This window comes from Spirillospora sp. NPDC049024, from assembly GCF_040649235.1.
In the GTDB taxonomy this organism is placed as follows: Bacteria; Actinomycetota; Actinomycetes; order Streptosporangiales; family Streptosporangiaceae; genus Spirillospora.
Window position 1 is genome coordinate 43,677 of the sequence record NZ_JBEZFD010000016.1, and the last position, 25,304, is coordinate 68,980.

General features: G+C 71.9%; 23 protein-coding genes and 1 pseudogene. 8 read left to right on the plus strand and 16 right to left on the minus strand.

The annotated features are described in order from the left end of the window. Nucleotide 1: 1 nt before the first annotated feature. A complete protein-coding gene (locus tag AB0C21_RS27490; RefSeq protein ID WP_149263951.1) occupies nt 2–1,126 on the plus strand; it encodes a TRAFAC clade GTPase domain-containing protein in 1,125 nt (374 codons plus the stop codon). A gap of 93 nt (nt 1,127–1,219) precedes the next feature. On the opposite strand, the gene AB0C21_RS27495 is transcribed toward AB0C21_RS27490, so the two are convergent. Next, nucleotides 1,220–2,776, minus strand: coding sequence for a protein kinase domain-containing protein (locus tag AB0C21_RS27495; RefSeq protein ID WP_500208014.1), 1,557 nt, complete (start codon nt 2,774–2,776; stop codon nt 1,220–1,222). Nucleotides 2,777–3,088: 312 nt separating this feature from the next. Between AB0C21_RS27495 and AB0C21_RS27500 the strand changes: the two genes are divergently transcribed. Beyond that, on the plus strand, nt 3,089–4,093 hold the full coding sequence (locus tag AB0C21_RS27500) for a patatin-like phospholipase family protein (RefSeq protein WP_500208015.1): 1,005 nt from the start codon (nt 3,089–3,091) through the stop codon (nt 4,091–4,093). Here AB0C21_RS27500 and AB0C21_RS27505 read toward each other — a convergent pair. From AB0C21_RS27505 to AB0C21_RS27515, 3 genes are all read right to left on the minus strand, one after another. Next, nucleotides 4,053–4,820, minus strand: coding sequence for an SDR family NAD(P)-dependent oxidoreductase (locus AB0C21_RS27505; protein WP_500208016.1), 768 nt, complete (start codon nt 4,818–4,820; stop codon nt 4,053–4,055). The genes AB0C21_RS27500 and AB0C21_RS27505 overlap by 41 nt on opposite strands. 322 nt (nt 4,821–5,142) lie before the next feature. Next, nucleotides 5,143–7,920 (minus strand): helix-turn-helix transcriptional regulator, encoded by a 2,778-nt coding sequence (locus tag AB0C21_RS27510; protein ID WP_500208017.1) that lies wholly within the window; start codon nt 7,918–7,920, stop codon nt 5,143–5,145. Between the two features lie 316 nt (nt 7,921–8,236). Beyond that, nucleotides 8,237–8,539, minus strand: a complete 303-nt coding sequence (locus tag AB0C21_RS27515; RefSeq protein WP_500208019.1) for a WhiB family transcriptional regulator — start codon at nt 8,537–8,539, stop codon at nt 8,237–8,239. Between the two features lie 264 nt (nt 8,540–8,803). Here AB0C21_RS27515 and AB0C21_RS27520 point away from each other — a divergent pair, with 264 nt between their 5' ends. Beyond that, nucleotides 8,804–9,046, plus strand: coding sequence for a hypothetical protein (locus AB0C21_RS27520; RefSeq protein WP_500208020.1), 243 nt, complete (start codon nt 8,804–8,806; stop codon nt 9,044–9,046). A gap of 180 nt (nt 9,047–9,226) precedes the next feature. On the opposite strand, the pseudogene AB0C21_RS27525 reads toward AB0C21_RS27520, so the two are convergent. From AB0C21_RS27525 to AB0C21_RS27535, 3 genes and pseudogenes are all read right to left on the minus strand, one after another. After that, nucleotides 9,227–9,616: pseudogene (locus tag AB0C21_RS27525) on the minus strand (phosphotransferase); the annotation flags it as partial. 120 nt (nt 9,617–9,736) lie between these two features. Then, entirely contained in the window at nt 9,737–10,831 is a 1,095-nt protein-coding gene (locus AB0C21_RS27530; RefSeq protein WP_500208022.1) for a TIGR03857 family LLM class F420-dependent oxidoreductase, read from the minus strand. 85 nt (nt 10,832–10,916) lie between these two features. Then, nucleotides 10,917–11,657 (minus strand): SDR family oxidoreductase, encoded by a 741-nt coding sequence (locus AB0C21_RS27535; RefSeq protein ID WP_500208023.1) that lies wholly within the window; start codon nt 11,655–11,657, stop codon nt 10,917–10,919. Nucleotides 11,658–11,684: 27 nt separating this feature from the next. On the opposite strand from AB0C21_RS27535, the gene AB0C21_RS27540 reads away from it, so the two are divergent. Continuing rightward, the gene (locus AB0C21_RS27540) at nt 11,685–12,287 is read left to right on the plus strand and encodes a TetR/AcrR family transcriptional regulator (protein ID WP_500208025.1); all 603 of its coding nucleotides are present in this window, start codon (nt 11,685–11,687) and stop codon (nt 12,285–12,287) included. A 122-nt stretch (nt 12,288–12,409) separates the two neighbouring features. On the opposite strand, the gene AB0C21_RS27545 is transcribed toward AB0C21_RS27540, so the two are convergent. From AB0C21_RS27545 to AB0C21_RS27555, 3 genes are all read right to left on the minus strand, one after another. After that, nucleotides 12,410–12,973, minus strand: a complete 564-nt coding sequence (locus tag AB0C21_RS27545) for a Uma2 family endonuclease (RefSeq protein ID WP_500208027.1) — start codon at nt 12,971–12,973, stop codon at nt 12,410–12,412. A gap of 138 nt (nt 12,974–13,111) precedes the next feature. After that, on the minus strand, nt 13,112–13,402 hold the full coding sequence (locus AB0C21_RS27550) for a DUF397 domain-containing protein (protein ID WP_500208029.1): 291 nt from the start codon (nt 13,400–13,402) through the stop codon (nt 13,112–13,114). Next, a complete protein-coding gene (locus AB0C21_RS27555; protein WP_500208031.1) occupies nt 13,399–14,235 on the minus strand; it encodes a helix-turn-helix domain-containing protein in 837 nt (278 codons plus the stop codon). Before AB0C21_RS27555 ends, AB0C21_RS27550 begins: the two co-directional genes overlap by 4 nt. A gap of 794 nt (nt 14,236–15,029) precedes the next feature. Between AB0C21_RS27555 and AB0C21_RS27560 the strand changes: the two genes are divergently transcribed. Continuing rightward, nucleotides 15,030–15,203, plus strand: coding sequence for a hypothetical protein (locus AB0C21_RS27560; RefSeq protein WP_500208032.1), 174 nt, complete (start codon nt 15,030–15,032; stop codon nt 15,201–15,203). Between the two features lie 248 nt (nt 15,204–15,451). Here the strand turns inward: AB0C21_RS27560 and AB0C21_RS27565 are convergent, their stop codons facing one another. After that, a complete protein-coding gene (locus AB0C21_RS27565; RefSeq protein WP_500208034.1) occupies nt 15,452–17,008 on the minus strand; it encodes a serine/threonine-protein kinase in 1,557 nt (518 codons plus the stop codon). Nucleotides 17,009–17,512: 504 nt separating this feature from the next. Between AB0C21_RS27565 and AB0C21_RS27570 the strand changes: the two genes are divergently transcribed. Beyond that, on the plus strand, nt 17,513–17,968 hold the full coding sequence (locus AB0C21_RS27570) for a MerR family transcriptional regulator (RefSeq protein WP_500208036.1): 456 nt from the start codon (nt 17,513–17,515) through the stop codon (nt 17,966–17,968). 127 nt (nt 17,969–18,095) lie between these two features. After that, the gene (locus tag AB0C21_RS27575; protein ID WP_500208038.1) at nt 18,096–19,124 is read left to right on the plus strand and encodes an SDR family oxidoreductase; all 1,029 of its coding nucleotides are present in this window, start codon (nt 18,096–18,098) and stop codon (nt 19,122–19,124) included. A gap of 241 nt (nt 19,125–19,365) precedes the next feature. Here the strand turns inward: AB0C21_RS27575 and AB0C21_RS27580 are convergent, their stop codons facing one another. From AB0C21_RS27580 to AB0C21_RS27590, 3 genes are all read right to left on the minus strand, one after another. Beyond that, a complete protein-coding gene (locus AB0C21_RS27580; protein WP_500208040.1) occupies nt 19,366–20,100 on the minus strand; it encodes a haloacid dehalogenase type II in 735 nt (244 codons plus the stop codon). 115 nt (nt 20,101–20,215) lie between these two features. After that, a complete protein-coding gene (locus AB0C21_RS27585; protein WP_500208042.1) occupies nt 20,216–20,542 on the minus strand; it encodes a hypothetical protein in 327 nt (108 codons plus the stop codon). Between the two features lie 175 nt (nt 20,543–20,717). Beyond that, complete coding sequence (locus AB0C21_RS27590; RefSeq protein WP_500208044.1) at nt 20,718–21,869, minus strand: epoxide hydrolase family protein; 1,152 nt, start codon at nt 21,867–21,869, stop codon at nt 20,718–20,720. Nucleotides 21,870–21,931: 62 nt separating this feature from the next. Between AB0C21_RS27590 and AB0C21_RS27595 the strand changes: the two genes are divergently transcribed. Further along, nucleotides 21,932–22,936: a helix-turn-helix transcriptional regulator gene (locus tag AB0C21_RS27595; protein ID WP_500208046.1), complete on the plus strand. Its 1,005-nt coding sequence runs from the start codon at nt 21,932–21,934 to the stop codon at nt 22,934–22,936. 144 nt (nt 22,937–23,080) lie between these two features. On the opposite strand, the gene AB0C21_RS27600 is transcribed toward AB0C21_RS27595, so the two are convergent. Together AB0C21_RS27600 and AB0C21_RS27605 are read right to left on the minus strand one after the other, a co-directional pair. Beyond that, the gene (locus AB0C21_RS27600) at nt 23,081–23,944 is read right to left on the minus strand and encodes an alpha/beta fold hydrolase (RefSeq protein ID WP_500208048.1); all 864 of its coding nucleotides are present in this window, start codon (nt 23,942–23,944) and stop codon (nt 23,081–23,083) included. Nucleotides 23,945–23,967: 23 nt separating this feature from the next. Then, on the minus strand, nt 23,968–25,131 hold the full coding sequence (locus AB0C21_RS27605; protein ID WP_500208050.1) for an MFS transporter: 1,164 nt from the start codon (nt 25,129–25,131) through the stop codon (nt 23,968–23,970). Nucleotides 25,132–25,304 lie beyond the last annotated feature (173 nt).

The window sequence follows — 25,304 nt, forward strand, 5'->3', positions numbered from 1 at the left end:
CATGATCGCCCCGCCCTGGCAGCCCGGCCCCGCCGCCTACCCCGGCCCGGACCCGCGCGCCCGCACGCTCTGCCCGTACTGCCTGAACCACCTCGACTGGTCCGACTACGGCGAGGTCCCGCTCGTCAGGAACACCCCCGAGGGGCCGGAGGTGCTGACGCGGGCGCCGGACGAGCCGGAGGTCCGCTGGCGGCACCGGACGCTCGGCGCGATGCGGCAGTGCCACGGCGACGGCGACCCGCACTTCCTCCCGGCCGACTACGGCGACCTCGACCCGCTCATCATCGGGCTGGTCGGCGCCAGCGCGGCCGGCAAGACCCACCTGCTCACCGCGATGATCGCGCAGCTGGAACGGCGCAAGTCCATGCTCGCGCCCGAGCTGCGCATCGAGCCGCTCGACGGGCACCTGCGGCAGCGGTTCTACGAGGAGCGGATCCGGCCGTTCCTGGAGCAGCGCCAGGTCCTGCCCGCCACCCGCCGCTCCGCGCGGGCCGAGTTCGTCTACGCGCTGCGCGTGTCCAGCGAGTACACCGGGCGGACCCACGCGGTCGGTTTCTTCGACGTCCCCGGCGAGCACTACCACCGGTACGAGTACGGGGAGACGCCGTTCCTCAGCCTCGCCGACGCGATCCTCTACGTCGCGGACGGCCAGCAGCTCCGCACGGGCGACGACTGGAACCCGTGGGTGCCCGACCCCGGCTTCACGCATGCGATCACCCAGTTGCTGCACACCCGGCAGGCAAGCGACGGCCTGCTGCCGCCCGGCGCCATCGTCGTCGCCAAGTCCGACATGCTGGCCGAGGTGGACGGCACCGTCGCGCACTGGCTCGCGCGGGACGACGAGACGGTGCTCGGCGACCTGCGCACCGTCGAGGACGAGAACGAGGCCGCCTACGCGTTCCTGCACCGGCACGACGCCGAACTGTGGCTCGCCCCGTTCCACTCGGGCTCGCCCACGTCCCTCCACTTCGCGTCCGCGTCGGGCGTGCCGCCGATCCCGGAGGAGGGGGTGTTCCCGCACCGGAACTTCCGCCCGACGCGGGTGCTGCGCCCGCTGCTTTCACTGTTCAGCGCCACCGGGCTGATCCCTCGGATCGACACCGAGGAGCCCGGCCAGTACCTGTGAGCCTTCGGGCGCCCGCTCGACGCCGGGCGGGCGCTCAGCTCCGCTCCGCTGCGGAGCTGAGCCTCCGGGCCCAGCTTGAGGCCGGGGCGGAGGTCAGCTCCGCTGCGGGCCCGCCGCGCGCCAGGCGTGCGGGGCGAGGAGCTGCGCCACCACGAGGTCGGCGCACCCCTCCACGGTGGCGGGGTCGGCCGCTTCGGCGAGCCGCAGCCGGTCCGGCCACCACGGGACGTCGCGGGGCACGGCCGCGGCGAGCGCGCGGACCCGCTCCGCGGCGTCGGCGAGGAGCGTGAGCTCCGCCGCCCACGCCCACAGCATCGGCCACTCCCGCTCCGACGGCAGCTCCGCCGGCGGCCGGCCCGCGCGGCTGCGCAGCACCCGGCCGCGCAGCCAGCTCAGCTTCCCCTCCGCCCGCGCGACGATCTCCGGGACGTCCGCGTGCACCCGGTCCAGGACGGCGCAGCGCCCCCGGCAGCCGGGATGCCCGCAGCGGTGCCGGGCCGCGTCGGCCAGCACGCCGCCGTCCACGACCTCCCGCAGCAGCTCCCGGTCGGCGGGGCCGCCCCGGGCGAGCCCGAGCAGCCCCGTCGCGTCGATCGGACGGCCCTCGTAGCGCGGCGTCACGTCCGGGATGACCTGCGCGGTGAGCCTGATCAGCGCCCGCCGCGCCCGGTCCCCGCCCAGCCCGCGCAGGTACCGCACGTCGGCGGGGTCGGCGCCCTGCCGGACGAGCCAGTCGGCCAGCCGCCCGCCGTTGCCGGCCAGCCAGGCGGCGCCGTCCCGCCAGTTCCGCTCCAGGTCGTCGGCGAGGCCGCGGACGTCCCGGTAGGTGCGGCCGTTGAACCGCGGCGGGCGGTGCTCGTCGGCGACCCACGCCACCACGTGCTCGTACGTCCAGCGCCGCGCCGGGTCGACGACGAGCAGCCCGTCGATCAGCCGCCGCCACTCCGGGTCGGTCACGGCGTCCAGCGCGGGCCGCCGCCCGGCGCGCAGCAGCTCCCGCACCCGCGCGGACGGCGTCCCCTCGTACGGCGTCCGCCCGAGGAGCAGCTGGTAGGCGATGATCCCGAGGGCCCACCAGGCGGCCGGAGCGCCACGGCGGCCCCGCGCGGTCTCGGGCGCCGCGTAGGCCCAGGTGGTCAGCAGCCCGCCCGGATCGCGCCCGTGGACCCGGACGTTGCGGGCGATGCCCCCGAAGTCGCCGATCAGCAGTTCGTAGGGGTTCCGGGACCGCACCAGGATGTTGGCCGGTTTCACGTCCGTGTGCGTCAGTCCCATGGCGCCCAGCCAGAAGTTCAGGCATTCGGCGAGTTCGGCGACGATCGCCCGCAGTTCCGCGTCGCCGAGCGGGAGGGCGTCCCGGATCAGCGCGTCCAGCGAACCGTGCGCGCAGTACTCCTGCGCCATCCAGCCGACCTCGGCGCCGTCTACGACGACGTTCCCGTAATCGTGGATCCGGGGGACGTGCCGGGTCGCCTCCAGCCGCCCCAGCACGACGAGCTGGTCGGTCTCCAGCCGGGACTCCCGGTGCACCTTGACGACGACCAGGTCGGCGCCCGCGCACCCGCCGCCCAGCGGCTCCGCCAGGTGGACGACGGACTCGGCGCCGACCGCCTCGATCCGAACCGGCCGGAAACTCCCCCGCAATGCCACCGGAAATTCACCGGCGCCGCCGCCCAGCCCCAAAGAACGACCCTTTCCCCATCCGCCCCGAATCCCCCGATCCTATGTCGGCGGCCCGCCCCGAAATGGGTCCTCCGACACCCTTCCCACCGAATCGCCCCGGCGAGCCGAACCCTTCCGGCGGGCCCGCTGCGGACGTCCCGCCGTCCTGGCAGGGGCGTCCTCGCCGCCGGCCGGGGGTGTGATCATCGTCATCGCGCTGGACCTGTCCGGCGTCCGGGCGGCACGATGACCTTCGGTGGGAGCGCCCGAGCAGGGCGCCCGCCGCACAGAGGAGGAAACGTGGGACGGGTCGAGACCCGGCACCGGCTGCTGTCGGTCCTTGCCGAACGCGCCGCCGCGGGCAGCCGGCCGGGCGCCCGGGAGGACGGGCACCGCGTGGCGCTGGCCATCGAGGGCGGCGGGATGCGCGGCACCGTTTCGGCGGGCATGGCGCTGGCCGTCCACGAGCTCGGGCTGCTGCCGCTGTTCGACACCGTGTACGGCTCGTCGGCGGGCGCGATCTCGGCGGCCTGGCTGCTCAGCTCCACTCCCGAAGGGGTGCGCGGCTGGACCGACCCGGTCTTCGCCCGGACGCTCATCCGCAAGCGCAACCTGCTGCGCGGCCGTCCGATCGTGAACGTCGAGCAGCTCGTCGAGGAGGTCTACATCCGCCGGTTCCCGCTGGATTACGCCTCGGTGCTGGCCAACCCCGTCGAGTTCCATCCCCTGGCCACCGACGTCGTCACCGGCGGCCCGGTCGACCTGCACGACGCCCTCGTCGACGAGCGCGCGCTGCGGCTGGCGCTGCGGGCCAGCGCGGCGCTGCCCCTCCTGGCGGGACGCCCGGTCGCCATCGGGCCCGGGCTCTACTACGACGCCGGCGTCGCCGAGGCGATCCCCTTCGGCCAGGCGCTCCGGGACGGGGCGACCCACGTCCTGGTCCTCCGCTCGCGGAGGCTGAGCGACCGGGCGCCCGAGCGTCAGGCCCCCTCGTTCGGCTCCCGGCTGCTCGCCAACGTCGGGCTGCGCCGCTACACCGCGGAGCTCAAGGCCACCTTCCTCGCCCGCGACACCCGGCTGGCGGAGGCGGACCTGCTCCTCGCCGGGTACGACGCCGACCAGGACCACGACAAGCCCGCCGTGCTGTCGATCCGCCCGCCGGAGGACTCGCCGCGCATCAGCCGCCTGGAGTCCGACGGCGCCCTGCTGCACGCGGCCTTCGAAGCAGGCCGCGCCACCGCCGCCGAACGCCTGGCGGCCGCGGTCACCAGGTCTGGTCTGCGGCGCGGACCAGCAGCCGGCTGACGGCGACCCGCCGCTCCCGCGTGACGATGTAGCCGATGGCGTCCGCGACGTCCTCCGGCCGCAGCGCCTCCATGCCGGCGAGCTGCCGGCGGGCCGCGTCCCTGGTGGTCTCGTTGAGGTGGTCCACCAGCTCGGTGTCGACGGCGCCGGGCTCCACGACGCTGACCCGGACCCGCTCGCCGAGCAGTTCCCGGCGGAGCGACTCGCTGAACGCGCTCAGCCCGGACTTGGTCAGGCTGTAGACGCTGCTCGACGGCCGGGCGGCCCGGCCGGCCGCGGAGCCGACGTTCACCAGGTCCGCCGTCTGCCGCGGCGACGTCGACGCCGCGTAGATCAGGTGCGGGACGGCGGCGTGCGTGATGTGCAGCAGCGCCGCCACGTTGAGCGCGACCATCCGGTCCCACTCCTCGACGGCCGTGTGCAGCGCCGAGCTGAGGAGCCTGATCCCGGCGTTGTTGACCAGGATGTCCAGGCGTCCGAGCCGGTCCAGCGTCTCCTGCACCGCGCCCTCCGCGCGTTCCGGCTCGGTGATGTCGGCCTCCACCGCGACGGCGTGCCCGCCCGCCGCCGCGATGCCGCTCGCGACCTCCCGCAGGCGGTCGCGGCGGCGGGCGACCAGGGCGACCGCCGCGCCCTCCCGGGCCAGGCGGCGCGCGGTCGCGGCGCCTATCCCGCTGCTGGCGCCCGTGACGAGCGCGACGGCTCCGTCCAGCGGCTGATCGGACATGACTGCCTCATTCCCTTCCGCGATGACGGGAGGCGCGGTGACCGAGGGGTCCAGGCGTTCCCGGGCTGCGTGCGGCGTGGCCGCCGACACCGCAAGCCTCGCGGCGGTCGCCGCCGGGCCGCACCAGGGTGTCTCCCCGGTCGGCCGGGACCAGGGAGCGGCGGTCAGCCCGGCCCCGTGCGGAACCCCCCGCGGGGCAGGGCGTCGGCGAGCTGCCTGCGGGAGCTGATCCCGAGCTTTCGGAGGCGGATGACCGACCGAGCTCCCGACTCGACCGCCGCGCACGCTGCGGCGCCCGCCGGAGGGCGGGGCCGCCGGCGCCTCACCCCGCGGTCAGAGCGTGCTCGCTGGGCGGCAGGACGTCGCGCAGCTGCCTGCGGGAGGTGATCGACAGCTTCGTGAAGACCTTGCGCAGGTGCCACTCGACCGTGCGCGGGCTGATGAAGAGTCGGGTACCGATCTCCGGATTGGTCAGCCCCTCCCGCACCAGCAGCGCGATCTGCCGCTCCTGCGGCGTCAGCTCCTCGCTGGACGAGACGCCGACCGCGCGTTTGCGGACGCTCTCCCCCGTGGCGAGCAGCTCGCGGTGGGCCCGTTCGGCGAACGCCTCCATGCCCATCTCCGCGAACATGTCGTACGCGGTCCGCAGCCGCTCACGCGCCTCCACCTGCCTGCGGTTCCGGCGCAGGAACTCTCCGTACAGCAGGTGGGCGCGCGCGAGCTCCGGGCGCAGCTCCGTGCGGCCCAGCCGCTCGACCGCCTCGCGGTGGAGCTCCTCCGCGGCCGTCCCATCGCTGAGCAGGGCCCGGGAGCGGGCGAGCACGCCGAGCGCCCAGTCCGTCCCGGACGGCTCCGCGGCGTCCGCCAGGTCGTCCAGGGCCGCCCGCGCGATGTCGTCCTCACCGGCCCGCACCGCCGCCTCGACCAGTTCGGGCAGCGCCCAGACCGACACCCACAGCTCGGCCATCCGGGTGCAGACCTGGGCCGCCGCCACCGCCTGCCGGTAGCGGCCGAGACCGTTGTAGAGCACCGCCGCCGCCCACTGGGCGACCGTGACGCCCATCAGCTGGCCGCCGGCGCCGACCTCCTCGATCGTCGCGGCGATCAGCGCCTCGGCCTCGGCCTCCCGGCCGCGCAGCGCGGTCAGCCGCAGCTCGACGTGCGGGGCGATGGGCACCCCGGTCGCGGCGGAGACGTCCTCGATCTCCGCGACGATCGCGGCGGCGGCGGTGAAGTCCCCGGTCCAGGCGATGGCGATCCCGAGGGAGGTCAGGCAGAACGGGAGCTCGGTCAGGGCGCCGGCGGCGCGCACCCCCTCGACGACCCGGCCGACGAGGACGCGCATCGCCCGGTCGTCCCAGGCGGCGGCGCTGACGCCGTTGGCCACCCAGCCCCATTTCAGGACCTCGTCCACCGGCAGGTCGGCGAGCGCGGCCAGCGCCCGCCGCAGCGCCGGGGCGGCGGCGGCACGGCCCTCGGTGACCAGCAGCGCGTAGCCCTCCAGCACGAGGTGGAGGGCGTGCGGGGGCCCCGCCGGGGCCGGCAGCGCCTTCACCGCATTCGAGATCGCCATGAGGCTGTCGGAGTGCACGGCGATCAGCGCCGCGGTGCCCCACGCGATCAGGTAGGTCTCGCGCGCGAGGTCCATGTCGAAGGGCTCCAGCCGCCGCGCGGCCGACAGCAGCAGCGGCGGCGCCTCCTGGTCGAGCCCGGCCGCGAAGGTGATCCGGCTCCTGACCAGGTGCGCCCGGACGCGCTGGAACTCGTCGCGGGCGTTGCGGTCGGCGATGTCGGCGAACCGGCGCGCGGTGTCGAGGTCGCCGGCCTGGAGGGTGGCCTCGGCGGCGGCAACCGCGCGCTCGGCGCGCCGCGACGGGTCGACGGTCAGCGCGACGCACCGCTGCAGGAACGCCGCGGCGGCGGCCAGCCCGCCGCGCGCCTGCGCCCGGTCGGCGGACCGCTCCAGCTCCGCGGCGACGGACTCGTCCGGCGCGGGCGCCGCGGCCGCGAGGTGCCAGGCACGGCGGTCGGGGTCGGCCTTCGGGTCGGTGACCTCCGCCAGCGCCAGGTGCACCGCCCGGAGGTCCTCCTTCGACGCCGACCGGTACACCGCCGACCGCACGAGCGGATGGCGGAACGTCACGCGCGCGTCCAGCGACAGCCATTCCCGCGTGCCGTCGGCGAGCGCCTCCGCCGGCGTCACGCCGAGCCGGGCGGCCGCGCCCCACACCAGGGTGGGGTCGCCGACCGGCTCGGCCGCGGCGATCAGCAGGAGCAGCCGCGCCTGGTCGGGCAGGCCGCGGATCCGGGCCAGGAAGCTCTGCTCGATCCGGCCCGGCAGCGTGTCCGAGCGCAGGAGACCGAACCCGCCCGCCATCTGCGTCACGGTCAGCCCGCGCGGCAGCTCCAGCAGGGCCAGCGGATTGCCCCTGGTCTCGGTGACGATCCGCTCGCGGACGCGCTGGTCGAGACGTCCGTACGTGACCGAGTCCAGCAGGGCGTGGGCGTCGGCGTCCCGTAGGCCGGTGACCTCCATCTCGGGGAGCCCGAGCAGATCCTGGGAGCGCTCCCGCGCCCCGAACAGGAGGACGACCGACTCCGCCAGCAGCCGCCGGGCCACGAAGCCGAGGACCTGCAGCGAAGCCTGGTCCACCCACTGGGCGTCGTCGACCACGCAGAGCAGCGGACGTTCGCCCGACGCGTCCGACAGCAGGCTGAGCACCGCGAGCCCGACCAGGAACCGCTCGGGCGGCGCGTCCGCCCGGATCCCGAACACCGTCTCGAGCGCGGCGCGCTGCGGCGCGGGAAGGTGCGGCAGCCGGTCCAGCAGCGGCGCGCACAACTGGTGCAGCGTGGCGAACGGCAGCTCCATCTCCGACTCGACGCCGGACGCGCGCAGCACCTGCATGCCCGTCGCCGCCTTCTCCGCGTACCCGAGCAGCGCCGACTTCCCGACTCCCGGCACGCCGTGCACCACCAGCACGCGGCTCTCGCCGGTGTCGACGGCCGCGAGCAACTGGTCGACGGCGGCGCGCTCGGGTCCCCGCCCGAGCAGCGCGGCGTTCTCCCCGTGGCCCGCGCCGCGCCTGCGTTGTTCCACCGTTACCGCCTTCGTCGCGCGCCCGGACCCGTTCGACCGCATATCGGGACGCCCCATCGTGACCCAGAATGGTCGCCCGCACCAATTCCACGAGCCCGGGGTCGGCGGCCCCTGTGACGGCCCCAGGGTGAGCGCGCCGACCGCCCGGCCGTCGTCGGCCGGTCCTGCGGCCGCACTGAACCGGGCGGCTCCTCGCCGCCGACGGTGCCCGCAGGTCATGGGCGATGCCAGCCCCGCGGCGCCGCCCGATCCGCGAAGAAACGGAACGGTCGATCCGTCCGCCATGGTCTTCCTGGGTGGGGCTATGCCTGGCCGGTCATGCGGCGTCCGCTTCCCGGGCGCGAAGGCGAGCAGGGTCGTCCGTGGGACGGGACGCCCTCCTGGCCGCTCGGAGGCGGCGGCGCTCGGCCGGGGTGGTACCGGCCCAGATGCCATGCGGCTCGCCCGTGGTCAGGGCCCATTCAAGGCAGCGGCTCCTGGCGGGGCATGCGGCGCAGAGCCGGCGGATCGCCGCGATCTGTGTCGCGTAGACGTTCTCCTCCGCCACGGGGAAGAACAGCTCGGGATCGAGCGATCGGCATGCCGCCGCCTCCTCCCAGTTCAGGGTGGTCTTGCTCATGGCCGCACCCGCGCGGGGAGAGGCCGCCCGGCGCGGCCTGTGCCGGTGCCGTCGTTGGTCGTCACTGTCCCTCCAGTCACGCCGTTCACCGGGGGTCCGTCGCCGCCCGGTCACCAGCCAGAGACAGCCGATCCGCCTCGCCTGTGACAGCTCCAGCGGAAATCGCGCGTTCGTCCGCATCTGCGCGGGGCCTGTCACGGATCAGGGAGCTGACCGGTCTTTCCAGGAGACCGATCCCGCCATTCCGCGAATGGAGCGCAGGACATGCCATCCCCCGTGCAGGACGACAAGCTCAGCTTCGAGCAGGACATCAAGCCCTTGTTCCGGACGAAGGACCGCAACGCGATGCTGAGCTACTTCGACCTGTTCGACCACGCCGATGTCGCCGAACACGCCGACGCCATCCTGGTCTCCCTGGTGGCCGGCGACATGCCCTGCGACGGAACGTGGCCCGAGGCGGACGTGGAGAAGCTCCAGCGCTGGATCGACATGGGCAAGCCCGCTTAGGACCGGTCAGCGGCGAGGGCGTGTTCCGCCTCGGCGGACGGGTCAGGGAACCTTGCCGAGGGAGCCGTGAGCGCGGATCGCGGCGCAGGAGCGGGCGGCCATGGCGAGGAACATCTCGTCGCCGCGTTCGGTGGGAGTTCCGTAGGCGCAGCCGAGCACGGTGATCAGTGGGCCTTGGAGGAAGGCGAAGGCGTAGTCGTCCCAGCACTGCTCCAGGGAGTAGCCGGTGACGCCGTGCCCGACCAGAGCGCGATGGTAGGCGGCGACCAGATCGCGCTCGTGGGTCCGGCGGTCTGCGACGGTGAGGCCGGTCCCCAGGAAGTAGGCGAGATCGCGGGCGGGCAGGCCGACGGTGAGGGTCTGCCAGTCGACCGCGGCGACCCCGGTTCCGCCGCCGGCCGCGAAGATGATGTTGTCGAGCCGGTAGTCGCCGTGGACGAGGGCGAAGCGCTCCGGACGCGCCGCGATCCACCGTCCGGCGTGGACGGCGACGGCCCGCAGGGTCGCCCTGTCCTCGGCGGCCAGCCGGCCCGCGAACCGGTCGATGAAGATCTCGGTGGCCGGGGCCAGCGCACCGGAAGCAGCCGCTCATCTGCCCCGTCCCGACCGGCCGCCACCGGACGCCGGTCACCGTCGCACCGAGCACTTCGCTCAGCCAGGCGGCGTTCAGCCGAGCCGGTTCGGCGTCAATCACGAGTCGCCCGCACGGGAGCGGCCGGGGTTGCGGGGCAGTCCGTCGAACCGGTCAGCGGGTCGCACCGCCCGGTACGCGTCGATGATCGGAGCCAGCTCGGCGGGGGTGGCGCCATGCAGGACGACGCTGTCGGCACCGGCGTCGAACTGGTCGAGGACGCGTCGCGCACACCGTTCGGGAGAGCCGGTCGCCGCCGCGTCCAGCCACTCCTGGGGAAGCAGTTCGGCCAGGCGGCGGAGTTCGTGCGGCGTGGCGAGCGCGTCGAAGGCGCCGGGGTAGCCGTCGACCAGGTCATCGGCGCGGAAACGGGCCAGGTCGGCCGGATCCCAGCGGTTGACCCGGACCAGCAGATCCCCGTAACCCTGCAGGTAGGTGGCCAGGCGGCCGGCGAGCTTGCGCAGGCGGGCCTCCTCGTCCAGATGGTCGCCGACCGTGGCCAGGACCGACCACACCCGCACCGAGGCGGGGTCGCGGCCCGCCTCGGCGGCGCCCCGGCGGATCGCGGAGACCGCGCGGGCCAGGGTCTGGTCGGTGAAGAAGGTGTGCAGGACGACCCCGTCGGCGACCCGGCCCGCGAACTCCAGCGTGCGCTCGCCCATCGCCATGAGCATGACCGGGATGTCTTCGCGGAACGCCGGGTCCTGGTTGAGGTACGGGTAGTTCCCGGCGGGACCGTCGTGCCCGACGACCGCCTCTCCCCGCCACAGCCGGCGCATGATGCCGATGGAGTCGTCCAGCTGGGCCTGGGTGACGCGGGGCAGGCCCATCACGTCGAAGAGCATGTCGAAGCCCCGGCCGAGGCCGAGCGCGAACCGCCCGCCGGTCATCCGGTGCATCGTCGTGGCGAACGTCGCGGTGACCAGGGGGTGGCGGGTGTTGTGGTTGGTCGCCGCGGTGGCGATGCCGATCCGGGTGCCGGCCGCCGCCGCGGCTCCCGCCAGCACCGCCGCGTCCTTGGTGTTGAAGCGCTCCGACAGGAACACCGAGCCGAGCCCAAGCGCCTCGGCCTCCGCGACCTCGCCGAGCAGGTCACGCGGGGCTCCCGAATGCCCGGCCAATCCATAGAACCCGAGCTCTGGCAGATCGTCCACGAGGCCTCCTCCGCCTGTGCCGGGCTCGACCGTACCCGAATCGGACACCTGTCCGAAAGGCTGTCCAGATGCGGGACGCCCTCCCTCAGCCCTGGCGAGCGGGCCGGATGGTCAGGTCCCCGATCTCGACGTCTTCGGGCTGGTCGATCACGAAGGCGATGGCCCGGGCCACCGCCACGGGGTCGATGCCGAGATCGGCCATGTTCCGCCTGGCCTGCTCGCGCAGGGCCGGGTCGTCGACGGCGTTGTCCACGAACTCGGTGCGGACGTACCCCGGGGAGATCGACGTCGTCCGCAGGACCCCGTCGGTGCTCTCCTGCCGCAGGCCCTCCATAAGGGTGCGTACCGCGTTCTTCGTCCCGGCGTACACCGCCTGAGTGGGCACGATCTTCAGGCCGGAGGTCGAGACGACGGTGACAAGATGGCCACTGCCCTGGCGGCGGAACACCGGCAGGGCCGCGGCGATCCCGTGCAGGACACCCTTGACGTTCACGTCGACCATCGCCGACCAGCCCTCGACGTCAAGGTCGGCGACGGGGCTGATCTTGCTGATCCCGGCGTTGCCGACCAGGACGTCCAGCCTGCCGAAGCGCTCGACCGCGAGGGAGACGAGCGACCGGAGGTCCTCGGGGTCGGTGACGTCCACGCGCGTTGCGGCGGCCTCGCCGCCGGCGGCCTTGATCTCGGCGGCCAGCCGGTCCAGCCGCTCGGTGCGCCGGGCGCCGAGGACGACGGCAGCGCCGAGCGAGGCGAGGTGGCGAGCCGTCGCCTCGCCGATTCCGCTGCTGGCGCCCGTGATGGCGATGACCTTGCCTTGAACGGTCATGAAGAACCTCCACCTAGAATGGGACACATGTCCGGTTACGACGACCACCATAGCGGACACGTGTCCGCTTCTGCCGAGAGCCGCGGATCGCGACGTGCGGACGCGCAGCGCAACCGGGAGCGGATCCTCCAGGCGGCCCGCGATCTCGTCCACAAGCCGGGAGAGCTGAAGCTCAACGCGGTCGCCAAGGCATGCGGCATCGGGCAGGGCACGCTGTACCGGCATTTCCCGACACGCGAGGACCTCCTCGCCGAGGTCTACCGCCGGGAGGTGGAGGAACTGGTCGCCGAGGCTCCGCGGCTGCTGGCGACCCACCAGCCGCTCGACGCGCTGGCGGCATGGTTCGACCGGGTGGCCGCCTACGCCCGGGTCAAGCGCGACATATTCGCCGCCGTCGAGGCGGCGACGTGGCAGGACCTCACCGCCCACAGCCTCGGCCCGATCGGTGAGGCGGTGGAACTGCTGCTGGCCGCGGGCCGCTCGGCCGGCAGCGTCCGCGCCGACGCCGAAGCCCGCGACGTCATCGTGCTCATCAGCTGGCTGTCCCGACTGGACGACACCGAACTCGACGCGCGAGCCCCACGGCTGCTGTCGATCCTCGTAGCCGGCCTCCGCGCCCCCCACCCCTGAAACGGACGCACCGCGAGCGGGTGCCCATGCCCCCTCTTGCTGCGCCCAGGTACACGGGCGCCCGTGCGGCGGGGCGGCGGGGCGGCGGGCCGATGGAGGGGCAGGCCGGTGGGGCGCTGGGGTCAGAAATCGCGGGTGGGCAGCACACCATCGAGCGGGGCGGGGATGGGGAGGTCCTCTCCCAAGGCGACCGAGACGCTGTGGGCGTAGTCATCCCCGCGCGGCTCGGAGAAGATCGTGGCCTTTCCGTCCAGGAGGTCGATCAGCAGGTAAAGCGGGATGTCGGCGGCGGCGTAGCCGCGCCGCTTGGGCCCGCGATCGCGTTCGGCGCCCTTGCGGTCCCGCCGACTCCCGGACGTCACCTCCAGGACCATCGCCGCCCCGTCGGGTTTGCTGTGCCACTCGCGTCCCGCGAACGCGCCCTTGGGGGCGGCGATTCCGTCGGGCACGTACTCCCCCTCCGGGCTGATCAGCGTCAGGTTGCGATGCAACCGCAGACCATGGACGTCACGCACCCAGTCATCGACCGCCACGACGACGGTCTCGTGCCGCCCATCGGCAGGCGGAGACACAACGATCTCTCCATCCACCAACTCGGCACGAAAACCCGGCATCACCTCAAGCGCAGCGAACGCCTCCCGCAGGTCGTCGCGGACGAACGGCGCCCCTTCAGCCATCGCCGCCATCAGAGGTCTCCTCGCGGTCTCAACAGTGCTGGCGGCTCACCCACAACTAGCACCGGGGTCGACCCGGGGACTGTCCTCTTCCACCAGCGGCTCCCAGGTCACCGCCTCCGTCGAACCCGCGGCAGCGTCTGGTCGATCTCAACTCAAGTCGAGGTGCCCGCCCTTGACCCGGCCCGCGAACGCCTCCCACACGGCGGCACCAAAGACCAACTTCGGCCCGTCCGGGTCCCTGGAGTCCCGCACCGCCACCCCGGACGCCAGATCCGCCACCTCGACGCACTGGGCGCCAGTGTCGTCAATATGGCTGCTCTTGCGCCAAGTAGCGTCAGCCATTGTCGGAACCCACGCGACCTCGACGCACTCGGCACCTGACGAATCGCTGCGGCTGCTCTTGCGCCAGATGCAGGACGACAGGTTGACCACGCTCATAGCCCCTCCATGACCGCGCAAATGAACCGCACGGAGTCGCCAGCCGGTAGTGCAGCAGACCGCACTTGATCGAAGGCTACGGCACGCTCGTTCACGTCGCGAGGGTTCTCCAGGAGGGGTCCATAACCGCCGCCGCTGTCCATGTAACACATGTGGGGACGATCTTCGAACTCCAGCAGTACGAAGCCGCTCGCCTGATAGACCGGAGCATCATCCCGGACGACCTGCAGAGTGATGTGCGGTTCGCTCGCCGCGCTCAAGAGGCGCTCAAGTTGCCCGCGCACCACTTCGCGTCCGCCCACAGGCCGCCGAACGGCATACTCACTGATCACGAAAAGGAACCACGGCGAACCGGCCCTGGCCAGCAGTTCCTGCCGCCGCAAGCGCACCGTGAGCAACTCCTCGAGCTTCTCGGGCCGCTGACCTACCTCCAGAACTGTTCGTGCGTACTCGGGAGTCTGCAGAAGCCCCGGCACAAGCAAGGGCGCAAACGCCTTGACGTAGGAGGCGTCCCCTTCCACCTCCGCATAGGGCCGGAACCCCGGGGGGAGGACCTGGAGGCGCCCGAAGTCTCGGGTCCACTCCCAGATGCGGTAGAAGGTCCCGTTGGTCTTGAAGTAGGTGTCGCAGTCCTTGGCGAACTCCTCCGAAGGTCCGTTTTTTCCTGACTCGACCTGGCCAATCCATTGCGGGGTGTATCCGAGCTTTTCGGCGAGTTGCGGTCGGGACAGGCCGGCCGCCTCCCTGAAGGCTCGCAACTCCGTACCGAAGTACTCGACCGGGGAGGACGGAACACCAGGATCGCGGGGGCGGCGCGGCATGACGATCTCCAAGATTCGAAAGCAGGGCGATTTTCTTACGCCCCACCGAGGGGTTTCTCTGGTTGGACTTCTCGCTCTTCCCAAAGATAGCCCGATCACAGCAAGATACGGAGCCACAAACGAGAGAAATCACACACGAAAGTCCAACGATCATGGAGACGCCCGTCAACCCCGCTGACCAGGCGTTAGCGGAACTCCGCGTAGACTTCCAAGGGCATCGCATCTGGCGTGCAAGACGCCAGGACGGAAAGGCAGGCGCCTGGGTTGCCACTCTGCACGACCCCAAGGAAGGTGTAGACGCCACTGTTGTATGTGGAAGCGCAGAAGAGCTACGTGAGGCTCTAGTCCACGAACGCAGTCGCGCGTCCGCCCGGCCTAGCAGCCAACCCACTAAGTGGGTGAGCTGGTAAATGAAATGGGTTGAACCGAAGCAACGGAACGTCGGTGCCCCAGCTTCATCTATAACGTGCCATCTTGACCGACTTGCCGAAGAAGTCGCCCGGCAGGGCTGGCAGGCCGTCCCGCGCTATGACGGACCGCACCCGCTCGTGCACGTCTTCGATCGGGAAGTCCCGCAGTTCGGGGAGAGCATCACGCTCGTCCCAGGATCGACGGCGGGAGTCTGGTGGTTCAGGTCCAGTACCGGCGAAGATCTCGCCCCGCACACCGACCCGACCCATGCGGCCAGGCAGATAACCCGCATCCTCATCCCGTACGTGACCGCCATACGCGCCGCGCGGTCGCACCGGACGCAGAGAACCAGGGCTTCGCACCCCGCTCCGCCGGCCGTGCCAGACCCCGCCCACGTGACGACGATCGCCGAACTGGAGAACCGGTTCGCCGGTGTCGTCTGCTGGTGGGGCCGCCACACCTACGAGTGGTGGGCGATCGTCCCCGGCGGGACCCAGTGGACGATCGTCAACGCCGAAGAACCGGGCTCCCTGCTCCATGAGATCCTCAAGGCCTGGAAGCGCCGGTAGCCTCAAGCCGCCGCGCGGCCGGGACTCTTCCCCGCACATCCCGGCCGCGCGGCTTTGCCTTCCTCACGCCAAGAGACCAGTGGCTCGGCAAAGCTCGCCACAACCGGTCCCGAGATCAATCATCAACCAAGACACGGTCTAACAAGATCGCCAGCGGTTCCTCCAGCCTGGAAGACCGCTGAAGAAGTCGTGCGAGAGCCGTCCGGGCGTGGGTCGGGCGGCCCCGGCGGCCGTCCCCGGGCCGCGGGTCAGGCGCCGTTGGTTCGGGCGAGTCCGAGGTCGACCGTCTCTTTCCTGATTTTCGCCGCCATCTCGAGGGCCAATTTCAGTGCTGTGGCCCGTACCTCTTTCTCGTCCATGTCTCCGAGGTCACTTCTATCCTCCACGTAGGAGACCATCGCGACGAGATTGTTGATTTGGAATGCGAAGGTATGACTGCCGTCTATTTCGTAGTCCGTATCAGGGTTCCCGTCGTCCGCGTACGGACTGGAGTCCAGGGAGTAATAGGCGCCAGGCCCCAGGCGTGGCTCAGCGATGTCATCGCCGTCAAAGGCCTGCTTCTGTAGGTAGGTTGCGGCCACGTCCGGCCCCGACTGCCACTCCCACGGCTTTGGGGAGTGCAGGGACATGCTGACTCTGAGGTCCCAGATGAGTTTGTAGTCGTATTTCCTGTGACTTCCGTCGTCCACGACGCCGGTCTTCTTCTGCTCCTTGTACCAGTGGCAGTCGATGCCGCCCTCATCCTCGGTGGCGGCGTTGGAGAAGACGGCGGGCCGCAGCTCGCCGCAGGCAGGCTCGGCACGGAAGTCGCCGCCGTCCTGCAGAGGACCGCCGGGGTTGACGCAGAACGCGCCAAGGGCTAGCACCGGCACCACGAGGAGTGTCGCGGCGGGCCACCGCAGCCGGCCCGAGCGCTTGCTCCGTGAGCCGGAGGCGGAGAGCCTCACCGTGGGCTTCGCGGCCGTCCCGGCCGGGGGAACGGCGGTTTTCCGCCCGGCGGTCAGGGGGGCGGGCGCCGTCCGATGATCGACCGCGCGAAGGCGTGCGGCGACAATCAGGGCGCTGCCGGGCCGGTCGTCCGGGTCTTTGGCCAGCAGTTCGGCGATCAGATCGTTCAAGGCCGGGGGGACGTGCGCGTGCGTGTCGCGGACCGCCGGGGCCGGAGTGAACAGGACGTCATGAAGGAGCTGGCGGACGGTGTCGGCGGTGAACGGCCGCCTACCGGTGAGGAGTTCGTAGGCCAGGGCGCCCAGTGCGTACAGGTCGGTGCGGTGGTCGACGCCCTGGTCGCGGTCGAACTGCTCGGGTGCCATGAACGCGGGGGTGCCGATGAGGGCGCTGCCGGTGAGGTCAGTGGTCTGCTCGGTGTAACGGGCGATGCCGAAGTCCAGGATCTTGATGCGGTCGTCCTTGAGCAGCATCACGTTGGCGGGTTTGATGTCACGGTGGACGATGCCCTTGGCGTGGGCCTCGGCCAGCGCGTCGGCGATCTGCGCCAGCAGCGTGACCGCCCGCACGGCCGGCAGTCCGTCGGAATGGCGCCGGACCACCTCGGCCAGGTCGGTGCCGTCCAGCAGTTCCATCACCAGATACAGCACGTCGCTGTCGGTGCCGGTGTCGAACACCACGGCTATACCCGGATGCTGCAGGCCGCCGGCGATCTCGGCCTCTCGGCGGAAACGCGCCACGGCCTGGCCGGGCATCCCGTTCAGCGACAAGATCTTGACCGCCACGGTGCGTTTCAGCCGCAGATCGGCTGCTCTCCAGACCTCGCCCATACCGCCGCGGCCCAGCAGCGTCTCCAAGCGATAGCGCCCGCCCAAGGTCCGCCCCTGCATCCCCGCTCCCATCCCGCCCGCACGCCTGAATGATCTCCAACGCATGCACCCGGGTCCAGGGGAGAACGGGCCGAACCGCCATGGCGGTCGTGCCCGGCATGTCTCACGCTCCCGGTTCGACTTCCGCCCGGTCGGGCGCCCAGAATCCCGCCGTGATCCCGTGGCCGATATCCAGCGGGCGTGCCTCTGTGGCCCCGTCCGGAAGCAAGGCGGCGGTGACCGGGTGACGTCGGCGGAGTCCGGCCAACTCGCACGCCGACAAGGGCTACGACTTCCCCGACCTGCGGGCATGGCTGTGCGGCCGCAACATCGCCCTGCGCGCCGCCCGCCCCGGCAACGAGACCTCAGCGGCCGTCCCGGCCGCCACCGCTGGGCGGTTCAGGACGATGTTCAAGGCTGCGGCCTTGCCGGGGCCGTCCTGGGCAGGGTCCGGCTTGACTTCAAGCGCTTGAAGTATCCGAGAGTGGACGCATGGCAGCGACACAGAACGTCGAGGACGCCGCGCCGCTGACGATCCAGGAGGTCTCCAGGCTCAGCGGCCTCTCGGAACCGACGCTGCGGTACTACGAGAAGATCGGCCTCATCGACCCGGTGGACCGCGACGAGAGCAGCGGCCACCGGCGCTACGACGCGGCGGCCGTCCGGACGATCGAGGCGCTGGGCTGCCTGCGGGCGACCGGCATGAGCGTCCAGGACATGCGGTCCTACCTCCGGCATCTCGCCGAGGGCGGCGCGGAGGCCGCGCAGTTGCGGGACCTGTTCCGGCGCAATGCCGACCGGGTCGCCGAGGAGCTGGAGCGCATGCGGATCCGGCTGCGGTACCTGCAACTGAAGGCCGATCTGTGGGGCGCGAGGGAGCGCGGCGACCTCGAGGCCGAGCACCGCGCCGTCGACGCGATCCTGCCGGTCATGCGCGAACTGCGCTGACGCGGCGGCACCACGGCACCGCGGCACCACCGCGCCGCGGCGATGCGGTCTGCCCGGCGCCGCTCCGGAAACAGCACGCCAACAGGGGGAAGAAATGACAAGCGAGACCTCACGAGACCGAGTCCTGGTGACCGGCGGAACCGGCTACGTCGGAGCGCACGTGGTCGGGCGCCTGCTGCGGGACGGGTACCGCGTGCGCACCACGGTGCGGTCCCTCGACCGCGCGGCGGAGGTGCGGGCGGCGCTGGAGGTGTTCGGCGCCGCCCCGGACGGACGGCTGGAGATCGTCGCGGCCGACCTCGCGGCGGACGGCGGCTGGGACGCCGCGGTGGCGGGGTGCGCGCACGTCCTGCACGTCGCCTCCCCGTTCCCCGCCGCGCGGCCCGCCCACGACGACGACGTGATCGTCCCCGCCCGGGACGGCGCGCTCCGGGTCCTGCGGGCCGCGCGGGACGGCGGCGTGCGACGCGTGGTGCTGACCTCGTCGTTCGCCGCGGTCGGCTACAGCCGCAAGGCGGACGGCCGCGCGTACGACGAGACCGACTGGACCGACCCCGCCGACGACAACTCCGCATATGTCAGGTCGAAGGCCATCGCGGAGCGGGCCGCGTGGGACTTCGTGGCCGCGGAAGGCGGCGACCTGGAACTGGCGGTCGTCAACCCGACCGGGATCTTCGGCCCGGTGCTCGGACCGCGCCTGTCCGCCTCCGCCGGAATGGTGAAGGCGATGCTGGCGGGGACCATGGCCTCCGTCCCTCCCCTGTACTTCGGCGTGGTCGACGTGCGGGACGTCGCGGACCTCCACGTGCGGGCGATGACCTCCCCCGCCGCCGCCGGCGAGCGCTTCCTCGCTTCCACCGGCGAGGCGATCAGCTTTCTGGGGATGGCGCGCATCCTGGCCGAGCACCTCGGCGGGCGCGCCGTCCGGGTGCCGTCCCGCGAACTGACCGCCGACGAGGTGCGCGAGGCGGCCCGCACCGACCCCGCGATGCGCGAGGCCGCCGGTCGGCTGGGCGAGATCCCCGTTGTGAACACCGAGAAGGCGCGGACCGTCCTCGGCTGGAAACCGCGCGACACGGCCACCACCATCGTCGACACCGCCGAGAGCCTGTTCCGCCTGGGCCTCGTGGACGCCCCGGACACGGTCCACCCCTAGCCCGGACGCCGCCCCACGCCTCCCGCCGCATTCCGTCGTCGCGGGGGGCACCAGACCCACCGTCGGCACGCTGCCGCTTCGGCTGCGGCCCCATGCCGATGGAGCTGTCCGTCCAGTACCTGACCAAGGACCAGATCGCCGACCTTTTTCACCCGCCTGGACGCGCACGCCGCCTAGCAGCCAGGGCGGCTGCCAGCGGTGTCGATGCCATGGCGTACTCCCCGCGCGGCCGCCCCGCGGCCTAGGTCCGCGGAGCGGCCTTTAGGAGGGCGGCGAGCTCGTCGAATCCGCGTACGGCCAGGTCGCTTTCCACGTCGTCGGCACGGTCGGCGCTGAGAGAGGGTCCCTTCTCCAGTGGACGCTCCAGGAACGCGGTGGCGAGCCCGGCTCCTCTGGCGCCGTCGATGTCCCACCTGTGCGCGGCGACCATCAGTACCTCCGCCGGTTCCACGTCCAGCAGCCGCACGGCTGTCAGGTACGCCTCCGGCGCGGGCTTGTACGTGCGGGCGAGCTCGGCCGACAGGATGCAATCGAAGGGCAATCCCGGCCCCTTGACCAGGTTCGTCAGCAGGGCGAACCCGCCGTTGGACAGCGCCGCCACCACGTACCTCTCCCGCAGCGCAGCCAGGCCGCCCACCGAGTCGTCCCACGCGGGCAGGCGATGCCAGGCCCGGACGAGCCGCCGCCGCGCGTCCTCGTCGAAGGCGTCCGCGACGCCGTGCAGCTCCAGCAGCTCGTCCAGCGACTCCCGGTGCAGCGTGTCGAGGTACACCCACTCCCGCTCCCCGCCGCTGACCCGCTGCATCGACGGCAGGTACCGGTCGCGCCAATCGTCGGCGAAGGCCCCGCCGTCCAACGTGACACCGCGCTCCGCGGCGATCGCCGCCACCTGCTCGGCGACCCCCGTCCGCCAGTCGACGGTCGTCCCGAAGATGTCGCAGGCCACCACCCTGATCGCTCCTGCGTCGAAGCCCACTGTGCCTCCCTCGCCCCGGATCGCCCGGTTGGTGCCCCTATCCCAGTCCTAACATGCCCGTCCTGGGCGGCAGGCTTGAGCACCAACAGGACTTCGCATTCCGCCTGGGCGGACGTCACGGCTGTGCGTTGCGGCGGTGCATCGGGGGGCGATCGAGTATCTCGATGTACATGATCCGGGCGTCCACGACGTCCAGGATCAGCATGCCCTTCGAGGGCGAGAGGGGCACGCACCGATGGCCCTGACCGTACGGCCGGCCACGTGGATGATCCGCCGTCCGGATGCTCTGGCAGAAGTCGTCGCCGCAGCCGCACTCGTCGACCAGACGCAGATCCCGCGCGCAGTCGGCCAGCTCATGCTCACCCTCCTCCGCTAGGAGGGCCGTCAGCTCGGCGATGAGATCTGGAAAGACGTCACGAACGAGGGGATGGTCCTGCTCCATGGGCGGAGAGTAGCGGGGGCGGGCTCCCCGCGCGCCCCGCGGCCGCAGCGCTCGGACACGCACGAGCCGTCACCCCCGCCAGGCACGCCCCGCTCGCGTGTCATCTGCACCCCTGACCCCGCTGCGGCGGGAGCGGGCCGTTCCCGGCCCACTCCCGACCGCAGAGCCGGGAGGTTCAGCCCTTTCGCAGCGCTGCGAAGAAGGTGCGCAGGTCCGCGGTCACCGCGTCGGGGACCTCCAGGGAGGCGAAGTGGCCTCCGGTGGGGAACTCGCTCCAGTGCACGATGTTGGTGTTGTCGCGTTCGGCGAGGGAGCGGATCGTCTGGAAGTCGTCGGCGAAGACCGCGACGCCGGTCGGCGCGGTGTTGATGGCCGGTTCGGCGCCGGAGTGCGCCTCGGCGTAGTGGTAGCGCCCCGCGGTGGCCTGGGTGTTGGTGAGCCAGTACAGCGTGACCTGGGTGAGGATCTGGTCGCGGGTCACCAGGCTCGTGCCGTTGCCGAAGGAGTTGAACAGCTCGCTCCACGCCAGCTGGCCGACCGGCGAGTCCGCGATGCCGACCGCGACGGTCTGCGGCCGGGAGGCGTTGATCGCGTTGTAGCCGCCGACCGACTGGAACCACTGCATGTGCTCCAGCGCCGCGTACTCCTTGGGCCCGAAGCCGGCGAACTCGGCCGGGTCGCCCGAGGGGAAGGAGAACAGCTGCAGCACGTGCATGCCGAGGTATCCGGGCGGCTTGAGCAGTCCGAGCTCCCGGGAGACCATCGTGCCGGCGTCGCTGCCGTGCGAGCCGTAGGTCTCGTAGCCGAGCCGGCGCATGAGGGCGTCGAAGGTGCGGGCGACCCTCGCCATCGTCCAATCCCCGTCGGACAGCGGGGTGCTGAAGCCGAAGCCGGGGATCGAGGGGACGACGACGGAGAACGCGTCCTCGGCCCGTCCCCCGTGCGCGACGGGGTCGGTGAGCGGGCCGATCATGTCGAGGAAGTCCACGAACGAGCCGGGGTAGGTGTGGATCAGCAGCAGGGGGGTGGCATCCGGCTCGGCGGAGGGCACGTGGATGAAGTGGACGTCCTGGCCGTCGATGTCCGTGAGGTAGTGCGGGAACTCGTTCATCCGCGCCTCCTGCCGCCGCCAGTCGAAGCCGTCGCGCCAGTAGTCGACGGTCTCGCGCAGGTAGCCGTTCGGCGTGCCGAGGTCCCAGTTGTCGACCGCGGCGGGACGGGGCAGCCGGGTGTTGGCCAGGCGCAGGGCGAGGTCGTCGAGCTCGGCCTGGGCGATCTCTACGCGGAAGGGACGGATCTCGGGAGAAGCGGACTTCGTCGTCGTCATGTCTTCACAGTAGAAGCCATATAGGAAGACTTGATTCCTAATGATGCGGCATCATGCAGATCATGCTGGAAACTTCGGCGAGGCTGCTCGCCCTGCTCTCGCTACTGCAGTCGCGACCGTCCTGGCCCGGCTCTGAACTGGCCGAACGCCTCGGCGTCAGCGGTCGCACGATCCGCAACGACATCGCGCGGCTGCGCGAACTCGGCTATCCCGTGGACGCCACGCGCGGCACCACCGGCTCCTACACGCTCGGCGCCGGCACGAAGCTGCCGCCGCTGCTGCTGGACGACGAGGAGGCCGTCGCCATCGCGATCGGGCTGCGCGCCGGAACCGGCATCAGCGGCATCCAGGAGAGCAGTGCGCGTGCCCTGGCCAAACTGGAGCAGGTGCTGCCGCACCGGCTGCGCCGCCAGGTGGCGGCGATCCACCAGTCCACCTCGCAGGGGCCGCAGAACACCGGTTCCAACGTCGAGGACCCCGAGATCGACCCCGCGCTCCTCGCCCAGATCGCCACGGCGGTCCGCGACTGCGAATGGTTCCGCTTCGACTACACCACCGGGTCCGACGCCCAGGCGGGCGAGCTGCCCTCGGGCACGGCGGCGACGTCGGGGCCCAAGCTCGTGGAGCCCTACCGGCTCGTCAGCTGGGCGCGTCGCTGGTACCTGGTCGGCCGCGACCCGCAGGCCGGCACCTGGGCGACGTTCCGGATCGACTGGATCACCCCGCGCGCGCCCACCCGCCGCCGGTTCACCCCGACCCCGCTGCCCGGCCTCGACTACACGAGCTTCGTCCTGCGTGACGTCGCCTCGACGGGCTGGAAGGTCCACGCCCGGATCACCGTGTTCGCCTCCGCGCAGGAGGTGCTGTCGCGCATCAACGCCGCCGTCGGCGTGGTCGAGTCGGTCGGCGACGAGCAGTGCGTGCTCGTCACGGGAGCCGACAGCCTCGAGACCATCGCGGTGTACATCGGCATGCTCGGACTCGACTTCGAGGTCACCGGGCCACCCGAACTCATCGACCACCTCGCGGTCCTGGGCGAACGCTACCTACGCTCCATCGGCCGGTAAGCGAGAGTGCTTTCGCCCTCGTTGCCGCGGGGCGGAACGGCTGCCGCACCTCGGCAAGGGCGCCCACGCGGGTGGAGCCGCCCCTCTCTGGGACGGCCCCACCAGGTGTTGGGGATCAGTTCACCCGGGTCGTCGGTGCCCGCGTCAGCGCAGGGTGCGGCCGAGGAAGTCGCGGATGTGGGCGGCGATCTCGGGGCCGTGGGTCTCGAGCGCGAAATGACCGGCGTCAAGGATGTGGATCTCGGCGTCCGGCAGGTCCCTGGCGTAGGCGCGGGCGCCGTCGGGGCCGAAGATCTCGTCGTTGCCGCCCCAGGTGACCAGGACCGGCGGGCGGTGGGTGCGGAAGTACTCCTGGAAGGCCGGGTAGCCGTCGAGGTTGAACTGGTAGTCCCAGAACAGCTGGAGCTGGATCTCCTTGTTGCCGGGACGGTCGAGGTAGGCCTGGTCGAGGGTCCAGGTGTCGGGGGACAGCCGGTCCATCCGGTCGGCGGGAACCCCGTGGGTGTACTGCCACTTGGTGGCGTCCGGCGTCAGCAGTTCGCGGACGGCGGGTTCGTTCGGGAGGCGGTCCTTGGCGTGCGCGAACAGGACGTCCCAGAACGGGGTGAAACCCTCCATGTAGGCGTTGCCGCTCTGGGTGACGATGGCGGTGACGCGTTCGGGATGGCGGCTGGCGATGCGCAGTCCGATGGGGGCGCCGTAGTCCTGGATGTAGAGGGCGAAGCGGTCCAGGCCGAGCTTGTCCAGCAGTTCCAGGGTGATCTCGGTGAGCTTGTCGAAGCCGTAGTCGAACTCGTCGACCGCGGGCATCGCCGACTGGCCGAAGCCGATGTGGTCGGGGGCGATCAGGTGGTAGTCGTCGGCGAGGTCGCGCAGGAGGTCGCGGAACATCGCCGAACTGGTGGGAAAGCCGTGCAGCAGCACCAGCGTGGGGTTGGCCGGGTCGCCCGCCTCCCGGTAGAAGACGTCGAGGCCCTGGATCGTGATGGTGTGGTGCCTGGTGGTCATGGTGCTGTTTCCTCTCGCGGTGTTCAGCGGGATTGCGTGGCGGTCGCCACGGGTCTGGGGGCCGCGGGCGCGATCAGCGCGGCGGCGGTGAGGCTGAGCAGGACGCCGAGGGCGAAGGCGCCCCGGTAGCTGCCGGACAGGGCGTGGACGGCGGCGGCCACGGCCAGTGCGGTGCCGGCCGAGAGCTGGTGGATCAGCCATGCCGGGGCCAGCGCCCGGCCGAGCCGGGCCCGGTCGAGGCCGCGGGTCAGCAGCGTCATCGTCAGCGGGATCACGGTGAAGGAGGCCGCCCCGAAGAGCACCGCCACGGCGGTGAGGACGGCGGGCCCGGTGGCGGTCGCCGCCAGCACCAGGGCCACGGCCCGGACCATGTGCAGCGTGCGCAGCAGGAGTTCGGGGCCGAACCGGTGCAGCAGCCGGGCGGTGGCCAGCGCGGTGAGTCCCGCGGTGAGAGCGCTGAGGGTGATCAGCCGTCCGGCGTGCGTGGCCGACCAGCCCAGTTCGGTGGCGTACTTCGGCAGCAGCAGGACCAGCATGTAAAGCGACGCCGAGTGCAGGGCGAAGGACGTCAGCACGCGGCCTCTGCCGCGCAGGGCGTTGGCGGCGGCCGGTGCGGGGGCGTTCCGCCCGCGGCCGTCCCGGGGCAGGATCGTCGCCAGCGCGGCGGTGACCGTCAGGCCGGCGAGGCCGAGCGCCAGGTATGTCCCTCGTACGCCGACCGGCTCCAGGAGCACCGTCGCCGCCCACGGGGCGAGCAACTGGCCGAGGTTGACGCCCACCGATGCGCGGGCCAGGGCCGGACCGGCCTGGTCGCCGTACCGGCGGCCGATCAGCGTGGTGACGGCCAGGCTGGACGAGGCCGCGAAGCCCAGGCCGCCGAGGACCACGTAGGCGGCGATGAACTGCCAGGCCTGCTGGACGGCCGCCAAGGCCACGTAGCCGCTGGAGATCAGAGTCAGTCCGGTCAGCAGGACCAGCCTCGCTCCCACCCGGTCGAGCAGAACGCCCACCAATGGCTGCGCCAGGCCGGTCAACGCGATGGCGATCCCGGCCGCGAGCGCCGGCGTCGCGGCGGACAGCCCGTAGGAGGCGGAGGCCGGTGCGAAGAAGACACCCGCCGAGAAGTTCAAGCCGAACGACACCGCCTGCGCCGCCAGCGCCGCCCGCGCCACACGATCCCGCTGCATCCGAACGTCCCCTAACCGGCTAAAAGTCACTTACTGGTTAGGAAGGAAGGTGCCATTCAGCATCTAACTTGTCAAACAGAGATAGAGGGTTAGAGGCGACCATGACGCCCCGGCCTCCGACCGGTGAGCCTTTGCGCCGGCCCTGGTCAACGCGCGATGGCCGGCCACCGGAG